Raw genomic sequence first — 15814 nt, forward strand, 5'->3', positions numbered from 1 at the left:
TGTAACGATATTATTTAATTTTTTCCAGCCCAGGAAACAAGAATGATTACGTTGGTCTGTACAAAAATGCGGCGCCCCGGACCATCGATATGGGCATTGGTGATCATGGGCTTGGTGGCCACCGCCGGCCTCAGCTCCTGTGGAGGAAGCGATGGTTCCGAGAGCAACCCGCCTGGCGGCTCTCCTTCTGGCGCCTACGATGACCATCCCCCCTCACGTGTAGCGCCACGCCTGGCCGATCTCACCATCCCCGCCACGCTAGTCCCCAGTTCCCTGCGCGCGAAGGCCTCCGACCTGCCTCCCATTTCAACCGCAGACCCTGGCCAGGTACTGGGCGGCGGCCAAGTAACCAATCCGTTCCAACCCGCCAACAAGAACTTCACACTGATAGAAGGCATGTCCGGCCGCCCCCTGCCCACGGGCAAGTGGTACAAGGCCTTCTTCTACCAGAGCCCCCGCAACATGGACGTGCCTCTGGGCGTCCCTGGCGATTCCCGCGAACAATCCGTCTTCGCCTTCCCGCACCAGGCGTGGCTCGATGACCGGATGGGCATGGTCAACGTGGCTTTCCCGCGCAAGCGCTATATCCCCAAGCCGGGCGCGCCGCTGGACATGTCCAACCCGTATTACATCGACGCGGCGCCCTACATCATGGCGCCTTCGCCGAACGAAGATCTGCAACTGACTTACCTGGCCCCGGCCGGAGAACGGCTGAAGCGCCGCATCGACCACCAGGATGAACTGACGGTAGCCACCTCCTGGTACGGCACGGCAGCCAATGGCGCAGGCCTGCCCAGCATGCAGATCATCATGGCGGTCGGCTCCCCCTACATCACGGCGAAGTACCTCAACCTGACTCCGCAGATCGGCCTGGGCCAGGGCATCCGCGCGCAGGAAGCCAAGGATCCCAATACCCGGCTGCCCATTGACCCCGGTAAGGGCGATCCCAACAAGTGGGAGGCCATTCCCGAAGTCCAAGCCGTCTCCTCGGATACCCAGCCCATACAGGCCTTCGCGGAAAACGGCGGCGCGCCCAATACGCCGGACCTGAAGGGGCAAAAATTCCGCTTCGTCTACCGCACCTCCGACAACTCCGTCAGCGCCGACCCGAACCTGGCCTTCATGCAGCGGGTGATGGTGGTGTACACCTCCTCCCCGGTGACCTTGGTCTGGGACATCCCCTCCCGCACCTACGTGTTCAGCCAGCCCTTCAACGGCACGGTGCGCGCCGCTTTCGTGAACGAGCAGCCCATCGAGGGAGCGCCCGCCCCCACGGAAGTGCGCTATGCCGCCGAAGAGGCCTTGCTCGACCAGCATGCCGTCGAATACCCTGTCGGCTCCTCGATCAACCTGCAGTACGCTGGCGGCGACGACGCCACGGTGCGCTACGGCTGGCGAACGGAAACCCTGGATGGTTCCACCGCCACGGGCGGCCGCCTGCTCATGGCGGCCTTCGACCAACTGCACCTGAAATCCATGCCGGGCGCCTCCACCGTGGCACTGAAGTACCGCTCCAACTTCGGGACCATGACCGGCGTGGTGGGCAACGCCTGGACGCAAACCCTGAAGATCCCGGGAGTGCTGCAGGAGTCCAATCAGGCCGAGCAACTCTGGCAGGGCGCGGGCACCATCAAAACCGCCGACCGCTCCGCCCTGCTGGCCTCCTTGCACGCTGACGCGGCCACCCTCAAAGGCTACGTCGCGCACTGCAACTACGAGTCCTACCTTTGCGGAAAGTACGTTGGCAACATCGCGCGCCTGGTACTCATCGCGGCCCAGTTAGGGGACGAAGCACGTGACACCCGCAACGAGATGCTCGATTTCCTCAAATCGACACTCAACCCCTGGTTCGACGCGAAGGACGACGACGATCCTGAGTGGGGCGACAAGCTCACCAAGAAAATGCAGGACTACTTCCGCTACGACACGACCAACGGCGGCACGGTCACCAACCGCCCTTTCCTGCAGAACGACTACGAACAGGACTTCTACAACGCGACGTACCTGGACCATATGTTCCACTACGGCTACTTCCTGTATGCCTCTGCCGTGCTGGGACGCTACGACGCCACCTGGCGCGGCCAGTACAAGGAAGCAGTCAATACGCTGGCGCGGGACATCGCCAACTACAGCAGCCAGGACACCTACTTCCCCATTACCCGCACCTACGACTGGTTCCGCATGCAGAACGTGGCGGATGCCGGCCCCGATGCCAACGGCGGCAACACCGAATCGTCGAGCGAAGCCATCCATGCCGACTATGGCCTGGTGCTGTGGGGCGCTGCCACCGGCAACCCTGAAATGCAGGCCATGGGCATGATCATGGCGGCCGGCGAAATCCGCTCGGCCCAGAACATGTACCAGGTCACGCCGGCCAACAGCGTGTTCAAGGACGTCACACCCATTGATATCCCACTGACGAACGGCGGCTCGGTCAGGGCCGATCCCAACGAACTCATCACGGTCGGCATCAAGCGCTTCAACCTGACTGAAACGCAAGTCTTCTTCGGCCAACGCCAGACCTACCGTGTAGGCATTCAGATCCTGCCGATCAGCCCGCTGTCGACCTATATCCTGTCGCGTGACTGGGCCAGCCAGCATGCCGCAGCCTTGCTCAACCTGGAAACCAGCGATACCGCGCTGTTCGACAAGCTGTTCACGGCCTCTCCGGTAGGCGCCCAGTGCGGCACGGCGGCCAATGGCACGCCATCGCTCATGCCGGCCGCCGACTGCGCCGGCCAGGCGCGGGTGCTTTATAGCTGGCGCCAGATCATCAACTCGGTCAACGGCTTGAACGACCCCGCGGCCGCCTTCCAGCGCTATACCGGCTACATGGCCAAGCTGGATCAACAGACCGCCAGCTTCATGGCCAACTCCGTGGGCACCCCCTTCTCCTATGTGGACGCCAACACCCACCAGCAGGTCACGGGCACGTACGCAGCACCCGGTGTCGACCCGGACGTCCTGAAGGACGCCTCAACCCCCTCGAACAACACCAATGTGCTGTGGTGGCTATCCACACTCAAGCAGTAACCGTGGGGCTTCAATGACCGGTGCGTCGGCACCGGTCATTGAAGCGATGGAATATCTACGGAAGGCCTTCAAATTCTTGCTACAATCGAGGGCTTCGGAGAGATGGATGAGCGGTTTAAGTCGCACGCCTGGAAAGCGTGTGTGGGTTAATAGCCCACCGAGGGTTCGAATCCCTCTCTCTCCGCCAGGAATCAAAAAAGCTGCCTTTCGAGGTGGCTTTTTTTGCCCGGAACTCCTCCCGGCCACGCATCTTTGCCATTTCATCGAGCGGCTCTGTTGGCAGTTGCCCGGCCATCGGCGACGCACTCCTCCTACAAAAAGAGGAGCAAAAAGCAGGAACATCCAATCCCGAGGCCGCATAGGCTTGGAGTTTTCACTGGCATGTAGCTCCATCAAGTGCGTCTACCGCAGGAGCGCGCATACCGGCTTGAACCACTCTATCAACGGAGAAGCACTGCGATGAGAACCCAAAGCGCCCTCACAAAAACCACTGGAAACTCTTTGGCGAAATCCACGGCAATAGCAAAGGCAAAGAAAGTGGCCCCCAAGCTGCCAGCCCGCATTGGCACTACTCCAGCCACCAAGTTCCGGGGAAACCCCGACGTCTTTGGTCGCTTGGTCGAGGACCATGACCGGCATCGCGCACTTCTAGCCATGATCGCGGCAACACAAGGTAAGACACCTGAGCGCAAACGCCTATTCAAGGAATTGGTCCTGGAAATCAAGGGTCACGCTGCGGCGGAGGAACAAGCGCTATGGTCCACCGTGCTACGCAACCCGGCCACCACCGAAGACGCGCGTCACGCCGTGGCCGAGCACCATGAGATGGATGAAATGATGGCCGACCTCGCTGCTCGCGACATGGGTTCAAGTGGCTGGTTGCGGCGCTTCGCAGCCCTGCGCGAGGAATACCTGCACCATGTGCGCGAAGAGGAGCAGGAGCAGTTCGTCGCCGCAGAAAAGCACCTTACAGCCGCCGACATCCGGCATATGCGGCAAGTATTCAACCGCCGAAAGCAAGCGGAAAAATCCAGCGCGAAGGTCGAGAAGAAAATTAAACTAAAACCCTGATCGTCGGCATTGAAAATTCAGTACCTGAAGGGTAACAAAGGAATCGCATAGAGCACGCTGACTGCAAAGGTTACCCACTGCCCTGCCGCCCCTCGAATTCGTCCCGCTGGACTACCGCAATCCAAATGTTTCAGGTAGTATCCGGCAGATATCAAGGGGGCCAGAATGAAAACCAGAGTACTGGGGCTTGCGCTGCTCGCATGCAGCACCTGGGCAAACGCAGCGTCTTTCAGCTACACCGGTTCGCCTGTTCCAATTCCTGATTCTCCTGGCGCAAATACTCCCGGTGTTCTGGCGAGCGCCCCGATCACGGTATCTGGCCTGACCCAGCCTATCGCCAAAGTCACTCTGAGCATTGACGGGACCACTTGTACCAGTGCGCAAGGCGCCACCACAGTTGGGATAGATCACTCATTTGTCAACGATCTGCAGATATCGTTGCGCGCTCCGAGCGGAACAAGCGTTCTCGTCATCAATAGAACCGATGGCGGCGGGAACAACCTATGCCAGGTGGTGTTGGACGATGACAGTAGCGGGCCCTCCATCCAATCGGTGGCATCAGCTTCCGCACCGTTTACAGGAACCTACACCCCTAATGCACCGCTCTCCGCCTTCATGGGTGAAGACGCCAATGGCGTCTGGGAACTGCAGGCGCAAGATTTTTTTATTTCAGATATTGGCTCGATCCGCGCGTGGACCCTCAACCTTACCGAGATGCAGGCGCAGGCCATTACCTTTACATCGGCGGCTCCGGTTGGCGCGATAGTCGGCGGCTCGCCATATGTCGTGACTGCCACAGGCGGCGGCTCCAACAATCCAGTGATCTTCTCAATAGACTCATCGGCCAGCGCCGTGTGTTCCATCGCGGGTAGTGATGTCACCTTCCTGGCGCCTGGAGCTTGCGTGATCAACGCCAACCAGGCTGGAAACGATGAATACTCCGCCGCACCTCAGGTGCAGCAAACATTCCAAGTGGCCGCCGTGCCGGTACCTAAGCCCATCACCGCCGTGCCTACGCTGGGAGAATGGAGCTTGATCCTGCTGGCCGCTATCGCTGGAGCCCTGGGCGTCCGCGCGCAGCGACGAAGCTAACGCCTCCCCCGCAACCCGCTTCGGCGGGTTTTTTATCGACTTGGCCAAGCCTTGACAAGTCTTTCCCGCTTTTCCCGCTTTCTGCGAGCCCGGAATTGTTCGGGAGTATTGTGGAGGCTATCGGAACCGCCAGCAAAGAAGCTTCCATGATCCCCTCAGAGCCCCCAGAGCCCTCCCGCCAGCGCTGCGCACTCATCACCGGCGGCACTCGTCATATCGGACGTGCGATAGCGCTCGCGCTGGCCGAAGAGGGACTGGCTTGCACCGTGGTGAGCCGCCATTTCGATGACGATGCCCGCGAGACCATTCGGATGCTTGAAGCTTGCGGTGTGCCTGCCGCTCATGCCGTGGCCGACGTGACCCGCCCCGATGCTGTGAAGACGCTCTTCGCACAGACCGCCGCGCGTTTTGGCGCAGTGGATGTGGTGGTTCACTGCGCGTCCATGCGAGGCGTTGCGGCCCTGGCGGACATCACCCTGAGCAGTTGGCGGGAAGTGATGGCCGTCAACCTCGATGCGGCCTTTCTGTGCAGCCAGGCAGCGCTGCCCCATTTCCCTGCTCAGGGTGGACGAATCATCTACCTTTCGGGCGCGGCAGCCTTCCATGGGGTCGCTCACCGCGCCCATGTGGCGGCTTCCAAGGCGGCACTGCTGGGCTTGGCACGTGCGCTGGCCACGGAACTGGCGGACCTCGGCATCACGGTCAACTGCATCTCTCCCGGAATCATCGACACCGAACCCGGCCCCAATGCCGTTAAGCTGGCGCCCCACCACCAGGGCCTTCGCATACCGGCCGGCCGCAAGGGTACCCCGGAGGAAGTGGCTGCCGTGGTTCGCATGCTGGCTTCCGAGCAAGGCGCCTACATCACAGGCCAAGTCATCCACGTCAACGGCGGCCTTTACTACGGTTGATGCGCCCGGCCGCACCCATACCGTCACTCGCGCACGAGGTACCCCGCATCCACCCATGCTTCGATGCCACCTAGCAGCGGCCGCACTTTGGGCAAGCCAGCTTTGCGCAACAGTTGTGCCACCCGCGCGGCAGAGACTTCGTTGGGGCAAGCGCAGTAGATGACGACCTGCGCCTCCCGGTCGATGGCAGGCAGTGTGGCCTGCCGGTCGTGCGGATCATAGGAAAGCGCTCCGGGAATATGTGCCTCTGCAAAAGCCAACGCTGAACGCACATCCAGAATAACCGGGCGTTCGCCGTTTTGCAGCATGTGGTTCAACTCTCCCACCGTAAGCCGCTCCATGCGCAGCGAGCGGATGACTTGCCGTCTGCTCCACCAACGGCGGGCCACGAACAACGCCAGCGCCGCCGCTACCAGCAACAGGCCCCAGAAACCCAGTTGCGCCAGTACGTCCAGCAGGTCTTCTACGGCACTGGAAAACAATCCCCCCAACAACGCTGCCGAGCCCACCCACAGCAGCGCGCCCAGACCGTCGAACCACAGGAAACGCCCTGCGCGGGTGCCCACTGCACCCGCCAGCGCGCTGGCGATCGATGCGAAGCCCGGTACGAACTTGGCAATCACCAGCGATTTGGCGCCCCATCGCGCATACAGCGATTCGGTGTTCTGAACGCAGGAATCGGGAGACAGTGAAATGCGGCACAGGCGCGCCAATACGCGCCGCCCATAGCGGCGCCCCAGCATGAACCACACGCTGTCCGCCAGCAAAGCCGCTGCCACCGCCACGGCGATCAGCGGCCACGGCAGCGAGGTCACACCCCCTGCCCTTGAATAGCCGCCGCCACCACGATCACCGGGTAAGCGGGAACAGGCGCGCCCAATTGCTCCACAAGCACATTGAGAAACACGATGCCTACGCCGTATTCACGGATCAGAGAAATGATGAAGTCCATGCGCTGCTCCAGCAGGCCAAATTCTCCTTCGGATCAGATTCCCCCAGCAGGGATGTGCCAAAGCACCCCGCCTTCGCTTTCAACTTGTTACGCCGCTATCGGCGGTTGCGGTTTTGGCCTACACCCACCCTTCAAGGCGCCTGCCCATACTGGCTGCATGAACACGCTTGCCCACCTTGACCGCTCGCTACCCCGGGCCCGGTGGCTGCTACCTGCCTTGCTTGCGTGCTGCGCGGCCTCCGCCAATGCACAGCCACCCTGGCCCCCTGGCGTAGGGCCTGACCCGCAACTCCCCGCGCCCACCAAGAGCCGCCTGGTACCCACAGTCAATATCGCGCCTGCGCAACGTTGGCCTCAGGACACCATGCCGCAAGCTCCACCCGGTTTCAAGGTCACGGCTTTCGCCACCGAATTGGACCATCCACGGTGGGTGTATGTGCTACCCAATGGCGATGTGCTGATCGCCGAAAGCAACAAGCCTCCGCCGGAGGAAGGCGCCAAGAACGTGCTCGCCTCCGGCCTGCGCGGCAAGGTCATGGGCATCGTGATGAAGCGTGCCGGCGCAGGGACTGAAAGCGCCAACCGCATCACCCTGCTGCGCGATGCCGATGGTGATGGCGCGGCCGAAACCCGCTCGGTCTTCATGAAGGATCTCTTGTCTCCCTTCGGCATGGCGCTCATCGGCGACCAACTCTACGTGGCCAATGCGAACGCCATCGTCAAGGTGGCGTACAAAGCGGGCCAGACCTCCGTGACGGCGCCTCCGTCCAAGGTCACGGACCTTCCCGCGGGCATCAACCATCACTGGACCAAGAACATCCTCGCCAGCGCCGATGGCAGCAAGCTCTACGCCACCGTGGGCTCCAACAGCAATATTGCGGACAACGGCCTGGAAGCCGAACAGGGCCGTGCAGCCATCTGGGAAGTAGATCTGCCGGGGGGCACCAAGCGCCTGTTTGCCAGTGGCCTGCGCAACCCCAACGGCCTCGGCTGGGAGCCCCATGGCAAGAAGCTGTGGACCGTGGTCAATGAACGGGACGAACTCGGCAACGACCTCGTGCCCGACTACCTCACCTCAGTCAAGGAAGGCGCCTTCTACGGCTGGCCCTGGAGCTACTGGGGCCAGCACGTGGATGACCGGGTGAAGCCGCCCAATCCGGAAATGGTAGCCAAGGCCATTGCCCCTGACTACGGCCTGGGATCGCACGTCGCCCCGTTGGGCCTGGCGTTCTCTGACGCCAGCATGCCGTCTCCGTACGCCAGCGGCGCCTTCATTGGCCAGCACGGATCCTGGAACCGCCAGGAGTTCGCAGGCTACAACGTCGTATTCGTGCCATTTGCCGACGGCAAACCCTCAGGGCCGCCCGCCGTGTTTCTCGGCGGCTTTCTGGATAGGGAAGGCAACGCCCGCGGCCGCCCTGTGGGTGTGGCGCTCGACGGTAAGGGCGGCCTGCTGGTAGCCGATGACGTCGGCAACACCATCTGGCGTGTGTCACGCACCAAGTGATATCAAATGACGGCGCCTGCATAATGAAAACCCCAGAGCCTTCATGGTTCCCTCATTTTGTACATCACCGGAAAGATCCGAGACTCCACCACATGCGACTCACCGCCCTCGCCCCTTTGGTATTGACCGCCCTCCTTGCCGCCTGCGGCGGAGACGACGACGGGGGCCTGGAGCCCACGCTTCCCAGCCCGATGAGCGGCGCCTGGCAAGCGAGCCTCTCCAATGGCGGGACCTTGAACGCCGTGGTGCTCGATGACGGAAGAATGTGGGCGGTGGGCATCCAAAACAGCTACCCCGGCATTCAGCTATCCGCCCGGACATATGCGTATGCCGAGAACGGCCGCTTTGACTCCGACCGGGTGCGGTATTTTGATTACGGCCTGAACGATCTCTTCGGCGGCACGCTGCAGGGCAGCTATGTGGCCAACAACTCCATCAGAGCCGATCTCTGGCTGGACGGCGCGCGCGACAAGAGCACCTACTTCCTCCAGCCCATGCCGGCCAGCATGTTCAACTACAACCGCCCGGCGGTGTTGAACGACATCGCCGGCTCCTGGACATCCGACGGCATGCAGGTTTCAGTGGGCATCAACGGCTCTTTCGAGATGGCGGGCGACACCAGTTGCCGCGCGTCGGGCTCCGTCAGGCCTCATCAAAGCCAAAAGAACGTGTTCGCGCTGAATTTGGTCTTGAGCGGTCCGTTCTGCACGTTTGCCGGTTCGGAGTTCGACGGCATCGCGGTCGTCTGGCGGAGCAACGGCAAAGACGAGCTGATGGCCACCGCCTTGAGCGTTAACGCCAACTACACGCTCAGCCTGTCGCTCCTGAGCGTACGTTCATAGCCGCTGAAATCGCGGAAACGGGGGATGAGCGGCCCCCCAAAACGCGCCTCCTTCCTACTTGGCGGGCGCATCAACTGAGGTAAGGTCACGCCATGCAAAAAACTCTGACACCCTCTTTTATGTCTCCCCGCCTTCGCACCGTGCTCAAGACCGCGGCTGCCGTCACACTGGCCGGCCTGGTGTCGGCTTGCGGAAACATGACCCAAGGAGCGCCAGTGCCGTCCACCTCATCATCTGCCAACGCGCCCTCGCCTGCGCAGTTGAAGGCCTACTATTGGGACCTGAAAGCCGCCTACGATGGCAAAGGCCAGGCCTGGAAATCAAGCGCCAAGCCCGCCATGCAGTTGCAGTTTGACGACCGGCAAGTGTCCGTGCGGAATTTGTGCAACACCATGGGCGCGAGCTACACGCTGAGCGGCAGCAACATCCAAGTGAGCCGCCCCATGTCGACCATGAAGGCCTGCGCAGACAGTGAACTGATGGCACAGGAGCAGCGCGTGGGCCAGTTGCTGCCCACCGCCCAGCGCATCGACCTGCGCGGCGGTGAGCCGCCGCAACTGGTGCTGCATTTTGCGGATGGCAGCCGCTGGGAAATGGCCGGTACGCCCACCCCGCAGACCCAGTACGGCAGCGCCGGTGAGCGCATCTTCCTGGAAGTGGCCCTCAGCGCGCCGCCTGCAACCACCCTCTGATGAAAGACGCCCAATGCCTGCGCGTGCGTGAAATCCGCTATGGCGACAATGGGGTGAAGCAAGGCGAAGGTGAATGGCAGCTTTTCTACAGCGAAATCGAAGGCTACAAGCATGAGCCCGGTATCCGCAACGTCCTACGCGTAAACCGCTTCAAGCGTCAGAACGTGCCTGCGGATGCGTCCGCCTACGCCTATGTATTGGATATGGTGGTCGAATCCGAGCGCGCCAAATAAGCTGGTGATCAAGCCATCCTTGCCCTGATGGCTCTTCTTCTCAGAAGAAGCCATCAGGCGCTCAACCACGCTTTTTCTTGCGTGGTTCTCTCCCGCTCTCCAAAACCTCCCTGAACAACCAGCGCCGGAACGCCGTCAAGCCGGGCATCTCGGCGCTTTCAGGCCTATAGACCACGTAGTAGGCCAAGGCGGAGGTCAATCGGATGCGCGGGAAAAGCCGGACCACCCGGCCGGACATCAGGTCATCGTGAACCATCACGCTGCGCGCCAGCGCAATACCGCGCCCCTCCATGGCCGCCTGCAGAACCGCCGCGGAGTTGTTGATCCTCAAGCCACGGGACGCGGAGACGCCCTCCATTCCCAGCCGCCTGAACCAGAGTTCCCAGGTGGGGAAACCGCTGTGCCCGTCCATGGAAAGATCATGGATCAAGGTGGCGGACTCAAGATGCCCTGGCTTGCTAAAGGGCCCGGTCTTTCTCAGCAGTTCGGGTGAGCAGACAGGGAACACCTCTTCATCCATCAGCTTCTCGGCCACCAGCCCCGGCCATGTTCCCGTGCCGTAACGTACGCCTATATCCACCTTCTGAGCCGCGAAATCCACCGGCTTCAGATTGGTTTCCAGCCGCACGTCGGTGTCCGGGCAGACGGCTTGGAACCGCTCGAACCGCGGCAGCAGCCATTTGGCTGCAAAAGCAGGGCTGACCGTCACGGTAAGGACGCCGCTGGCCGCCGTCTCCTGCAGCCTCTCCAGGCCCTGGCTCAATCTGTCGAACCCCGCCCTGATGTCAGGCAAGGCAAGCGCAGCGGCATCCGTGAGGACGAGCCTCGCCCGCCCCTTCGTACCGCGGACAAAGAGAGGCTTGCCAAGCCATTCCTCAAGGCTTCGTACAAGCTGGCCCACCGCGGCGGGCGTGACATTGAGCTCCTGCGCCGCTGAAGAAAAACTTTGATGACGAGCGCTGGCCTCAAAAGCCCGCAATGCATTCAGGTGCACTGGCGATTTCATATCAATAAAGATTTTCTTTCAATATCAGGAACTTTATCTCAGTTGCCTGACGGCTTTGAATCAAGAAGAATCCAATCTCCATCACATCGGCGGGCAAGGAAGAATTTATTTCCGGCTCTCCTCCGTGCAACCGGTACGGCGCCCGCATGAGCGCCCTCCCATCAACGATCAACGACATGGAAAACCAGGAAATGCGCGCAACCTACCGGGCCATGCAAATCAGCCGCCCTGGTCTGTTGGAGCTCGTGGAGCGGAACGTGCCCGAACCGGGCGCGGGCGAAGTGTTAATCCAGGTACACGCGTGCGGCATCTGCGGCGCTGATGCAGCTGACATTGAAAAAGCGGACCCCGCCGCCCAACCTCCGCGCGTCCCCGGGCATGAGGTCGTCGGGCGCATCGTGGCGCGCGGCGCAGGCACTCCCCCGATCTGGAAGCTGGGGCAGCGCGTGGGAGTGGGCCGCCTCGGCGGCCATTGCAACGAATGCGCTCAATGCCGGCAAGGGCGATTCCAGCTCTGTCTCAACCAGCCGGTGGTCGGCAGCACCCGCGACGGCGGCTATGCCGAAATGATGCTGGCACGCAGTACCGGCCTCGTGGCGATCCCTGATGAACTGAACTCAGAAGAAGCCGCGCCCATCCTCTGCGCCGGCATCGCCACATTCAATGCGTTGAAGAAATGCGGCGCCCAGGCGGGCGACACCGTGGCCATACTCGGCATAGGCGGCCTGGGACACATGGCCCTGCAATATGCGCGGCACATGGGCTTCAGGGTGGTGGCCATCGGACGCGGCAGCGGCACCGCCGCGGATGCCATGGCCCTGGGCGCGCACGTCTACATCGACAACCAAGCGGAAGACGCTACCGCCAGGCTCAAGGCGATAGGCGGCGCACAGGCCATCATCACCATGATCGACCATGCCGACACCATGTCCGCCCTCCTCGCCGGCCTGGCGCCTGAAGGGCGGCTGGTGGTGCTCAACCCCGGCAGGAGCCCGCTGCAGATTCCCGCCGGTCTTCTGGTGGGCGGCCAGCGCAGCATCCTCGGCTCCCTCACCGGAACGCCCTACGACAACGAGAAAGCGCTGAACTTCAGTGTGCTGGTGAACGTGCGGCCCCAGATAGAAGTCATGCCGCTGGAACGGGCTGGCGAAGCCCTTCAGAAGCTGAAAACCGGCGAAGCCAAATACCGCATGGTGCTCACGATGGGACATCCGTCTTGAACGCACAGCCTGCCAGAAGAAGCCCACCCCCGACAAAAATGCAAAACAACCCATCCGCTCCCTCAAGCCCCTCCCCCGCCCTGCTCCCTGAAAAAACCCAAAGCGGAAATATCTGGCGCCTCTCCATCGCCCAGGCGCTGGCTGGCGCCAACGCGATAGTGGTCTACGCGACGGGGGCCATCATCGGAAACACATTGGCCCCGACTCCTATGCTGGCCACCTTGCCCATTTCCATTTTCGTGGTGGGTATGGCGGCCTGCATCCTCCCCATGGGGGCCATCGCGCAAAAGCACGGGCGGCGCGCCGCCTTCCTGGCAGGCACCGGTGCGGGTGTGCTGACCGGCCTGCTCGCCATGCTCGCGGTCATCCTCGGGTCGTTCTGGCTCTTCTGCCTGGCCACCTTCTTCGGAGGCGGCTATGCCGCCGTGGTGCTATCGTTCCGCTTCGCCGCTGCCGATGGCGTGGAGCCGAAGCGGCGCGCGCGGGCGCTCTCGCTCGTCATGGCGGGCGGCGTGGCTGCCGGCATCGTGGGGCCGCAATTGGTCACCTGGACGATGGACCTGCGGCCCCCGCATACGTTCGCGGCCACCTTCCTCGTGCAGGCCGCGGTAGCAGCCATGGCTGGCCTCATCCTGCTTGGTGTGAAACTGCCCATGCCCACGGCAGCCGAGGTGGCAGGCGGAAGGCCTCTCGCCGAAATCGCCCGCCAGCCCCGCTTCGTGGCCGCCGTCATTTGCGGTGCGGTGTCCTACATGCTGATGAACTTCCTCATGACGGCCGCCCCTCTAGCAATGCACATGTGCGGACACACGCAGGAATCGGCCAACCTGGGCCTGCAGTGGCACGTCATCGCGATGTATGCGCCCAGCTTCTTCACGGGGCCGTTGATCGCGCGCTTTGGTGCTGGGCGGATGGCGACCGTTGGTCTGGCTCTCACCGGACTATCCGCCGCCGTGGGGTTGGGAGGCATCGATGTCACGCACTTCTGGGCCACCTTGATCCTGCTCGGGCTGGGCTGGAATTTTGGATTCCTCGGTGCGTCCGCTTTGGTACTCGAATGCCATCGTCCGGAAGAAAAGACCAGAGTGCAATCGTTCAATGACTTCATCGTCTTCGGTCTGATGGCCATTGGGTCGTTCTCGTCTGGGGGCTTCTCTCGGCCTACGGATGGAACACGGTGCTGTGGGGGTCGTTCGTGCCGCTGGCGTTGTCGGTGGTGGCGCTTGCTGTGGCGATGAGGAAGAAAGCGTCACGTATTGCGTAGAAAGAATGGACTGCTTCAGGCTAGTTGCTGTCGTTCGAGTCAGAAATGCCAATGACTGCTGCTGGCAAAAGCAGTCATTGCGCCAAACCCTCTAGACAGGCCTGCTCTGTGCCTCAAAGCAGTCACAAGTCTCCGATGAACACCAAGTGGCAACCATCGCATGTGTTGCATTGACGCTTTCGACCCGGAGCGAAAGTAGCAGCTTCGCGAAAGCGGACGTTCAGCACCTCTGACTGTTGACAGGCCCCGCGTTCAACCATAGCGCACGATGTTGTAGCCTTCCTCCTCCGTTGGCGCGATGAAGTGGCTGGTGATTTGGTCGAACTCCTCATCTGTCGTTTCGAAGGGGTGTTCTCCGGAGAGGTTGCGAGCACGCAGGCGCGCCTTGCAGACATCGTCAGGCACATCCAGGTAGTGGAGGCAATGGGCCGCGCCAGCTTTCTCGAAAAGGCTGCGAGCCCAAGTTCTGGTCTTGACCGTGTTCGAGGGGAAATCGAGCACGACCGACGTGCCTACGGCAAGTAGTGCTTCGACGTGGCTGGCCATCGCTTCGCGCAACCTGCCGGCACAACGTACGTAATCAGCGATGGCGTGAATCTCATTCGGATACAGAAGTGTGAGCCAATCGTCCTCACTGATGAGAACCGTCTTCGGCTCCGTCGCGAGGCGCTTGGTCAGCGTTGACTTGCCGGCGCCAATCTTCCCGCAGACCATATGAAGCACCGCTGGCACGGAAGGGGCCGTGCCGGTCCGCGTCGTATCGAGTTCGCTCATTCCATTCTCCTGTGACACTGAAAGCCCCGGGAGACAGAAAAAACCCGCCTCTCGGGGCGGGTTGTTTATGGCTACTCAGGCCGCACGCTAACCCACCATCCTTTGGATGGTGCGAATAATCGACGCGGTGTGCGAGCAAGCCATAGCGAGGAAATATAGCCGGTGCCGGTGGTCTTGGCAAACCGAGTACGGCTGCTGCCTACAGCATGCAGTCACGCGGAGAGTTCGGTTCGAGGGCCTGCTCTTGGCCGAAAGCTCCATATCACCCACGCCCCCGAAAGCAGTCATCGTCCTATTTTTAGTTCATGTCTAAGGTCTGCTATCGGCACTCTTATCGAATTCACGCTCCCGGCCAATTCCGGTCGGTCAATATGGTGATCAGATAGGATGCCGACTTCAACTGTTCAGGTACCTGGCAGAACGACTTTTTCGGGCGCACCAAGGCGAAAACGCTGAAAGTAGGCACCTTCAATGTCAACTTCGCCTTCAGGCCGGAAGCCCAGCCTGAAAATCCCTTTGATTCTTGTCCTTGAGGGTGGAAGTAAAATTGTGATGGACTCCAGCCCTAGAGAAGTGAATGCACGTTTAACAATCTCTTGATAAATTGCTTTTCCACTTCCCCAAAAATCAGGATGAAGCACCAAAGCTAGGTCAGCATCACCTTCCTCATACTGCAAGCCACCCCAACCAGCAAATTTCTGATCAATTAGAAATGCCCATGGACCATAGCCATATTGCTGCCACTGTGCATCTTTTTGCTGGACCCATTCTTTTGCCTTCGCCAAGTCGAAATTTGCACTTCCAAGCGGCATTTGCCGTAGTACATCGGGATTGTTATTGAGCGAAATGATGTCTACCAAGCTGACATCGGTAAGGCGTTTGAACTCCAGTGTCATGCCTAAGCTACATATGTTTTCTATCAATCAAACATAGCATATCAAAGCGTTGATGGCTGGCCGCTTTGCCTACAACTGACCGGCAGCTTTGGGTCGGTTGCGTGAGTTCAAGCGAGCCTGATGCGGACATCCGACGAGGAGCACTTCGACCACGTCTCCGCGAACTGCAGCGAACGGCGGATCTGGCTTGCAGACCGGCCGCTGAGACTGCGTTCCGGTCGACGTGTCGAGTGACTGCAATGAGCCCTTCACCGTGAGCACAATGCGTGGGGTCGAAGAACCGAGATCACTGCAAACCAACCGTCCAGGGCGAGTTGGCTA

At 61.1% G+C, this 15814-nt stretch carries 12 protein-coding genes, 1 tRNA gene and 2 pseudogenes; 11 read left to right on the forward strand and 4 right to left on the reverse strand.

Features of this window, described 5'->3' with window-relative positions:
• Positions 1-42 precede the first annotated feature (42 nt).
• The 5 genes from WJU18_RS17970 (at position 43) to WJU18_RS17990 (ending at position 6107) form a co-directional block, all read left to right on the forward strand.
• Positions 43-3033: a glycosyl hydrolase gene (locus tag WJU18_RS17970; protein ID WP_423454450.1), complete on the forward strand. Its 2991-nt coding sequence runs from the start codon at positions 43-45 to the stop codon at positions 3031-3033.
• 96 nt (positions 3034-3129) lie between these two features.
• Positions 3130-3220, forward strand: a tRNA-Ser gene (locus tag WJU18_RS17975).
• Positions 3221-3492: 272 nt separating this feature from the next.
• A complete protein-coding gene (locus WJU18_RS17980; RefSeq protein WP_423454452.1) occupies positions 3493-4104 on the forward strand; it encodes a hemerythrin domain-containing protein in 612 nt (203 codons plus the stop codon).
• Positions 4105-4269: 165 nt separating this feature from the next.
• Positions 4270-5196, forward strand: a complete 927-nt coding sequence (locus WJU18_RS17985; protein ID WP_423454454.1) for an IPTL-CTERM sorting domain-containing protein — start codon at positions 4270-4272, stop codon at positions 5194-5196.
• Between the two features lie 146 nt (positions 5197-5342).
• Complete coding sequence (locus WJU18_RS17990) at positions 5343-6107, forward strand: SDR family NAD(P)-dependent oxidoreductase (protein WP_423454456.1); 765 nt, start codon at positions 5343-5345, stop codon at positions 6105-6107.
• A 23-nt stretch (positions 6108-6130) separates the two neighbouring features.
• Here the strand turns inward: WJU18_RS17990 and WJU18_RS17995 are convergent.
• Positions 6131-7059 (reverse strand): annotated as a pseudogene (locus WJU18_RS17995) (rhodanese-like domain-containing protein).
• 157 nt (positions 7060-7216) lie between these two features.
• On the opposite strand from WJU18_RS17995, the gene WJU18_RS18000 reads away from it, so the two are divergent.
• The 4 genes from WJU18_RS18000 to WJU18_RS18015 all read left to right on the forward strand — a co-directional run bounded on the left by WJU18_RS18000 (position 7217) and on the right by WJU18_RS18015 (position 10333).
• Positions 7217-8566 carry a PQQ-dependent sugar dehydrogenase gene (locus tag WJU18_RS18000; RefSeq protein ID WP_423454457.1) on the forward strand — a complete coding sequence of 450 codons (1350 nt, stop codon included), beginning with the start codon at positions 7217-7219 and terminating at the stop codon, positions 8564-8566.
• A gap of 92 nt (positions 8567-8658) precedes the next feature.
• Positions 8659-9408, forward strand: a complete 750-nt coding sequence (locus WJU18_RS18005) for a hypothetical protein (RefSeq protein WP_423454459.1) — start codon at positions 8659-8661, stop codon at positions 9406-9408.
• A gap of 119 nt (positions 9409-9527) precedes the next feature.
• A complete protein-coding gene (locus WJU18_RS18010; RefSeq protein WP_423454461.1) occupies positions 9528-10100 on the forward strand; it encodes an META domain-containing protein in 573 nt (190 codons plus the stop codon).
• Positions 10100-10333 (forward strand): DUF4377 domain-containing protein, encoded by a 234-nt coding sequence (locus tag WJU18_RS18015; protein WP_423454462.1) that lies wholly within the window; start codon positions 10100-10102, stop codon positions 10331-10333. Before WJU18_RS18010 ends, WJU18_RS18015 begins: the two co-directional genes overlap by 1 nt.
• A gap of 61 nt (positions 10334-10394) precedes the next feature.
• Here the strand turns inward: WJU18_RS18015 and gcvA are convergent, their stop codons facing one another.
• Positions 10395-11339, reverse strand: a complete 945-nt coding sequence (gene gcvA, locus WJU18_RS18020) for a transcriptional regulator GcvA (RefSeq protein ID WP_423454464.1) — start codon at positions 11337-11339, stop codon at positions 10395-10397.
• Positions 11340-11530: 191 nt separating this feature from the next.
• On the opposite strand from gcvA, the gene WJU18_RS18025 reads away from it, so the two are divergent.
• Together WJU18_RS18025 and WJU18_RS18030 are read left to right on the forward strand one after the other, a co-directional pair.
• Positions 11531-12559 (forward strand): alcohol dehydrogenase, encoded by a 1029-nt coding sequence (locus WJU18_RS18025; protein WP_423461032.1) that lies wholly within the window; start codon positions 11531-11533, stop codon positions 12557-12559.
• Positions 12560-12597: 38 nt separating this feature from the next.
• Positions 12598-13823, forward strand: a pseudogene (locus WJU18_RS18030) (MFS transporter).
• 252 nt (positions 13824-14075) lie between these two features.
• On the opposite strand, the gene WJU18_RS18035 reads toward WJU18_RS18030, so the two are convergent.
• Positions 14076-14597, reverse strand: coding sequence for an AAA family ATPase (locus WJU18_RS18035; RefSeq protein WP_423454466.1), 522 nt, complete (start codon positions 14595-14597; stop codon positions 14076-14078).
• Positions 14598-15001: 404 nt separating this feature from the next.
• Positions 15002-15493: a GNAT family N-acetyltransferase gene (locus WJU18_RS18040; protein ID WP_423454468.1), complete on the reverse strand. Its 492-nt coding sequence runs from the start codon at positions 15491-15493 to the stop codon at positions 15002-15004.
• Positions 15494-15814 lie beyond the last annotated feature (321 nt).

It is taken from the genome of Ottowia sp. VDI28 (genome assembly GCF_049532675.1).
Classification (GTDB): domain Bacteria; phylum Pseudomonadota; class Gammaproteobacteria; order Burkholderiales; family Burkholderiaceae_C; genus Ottowia.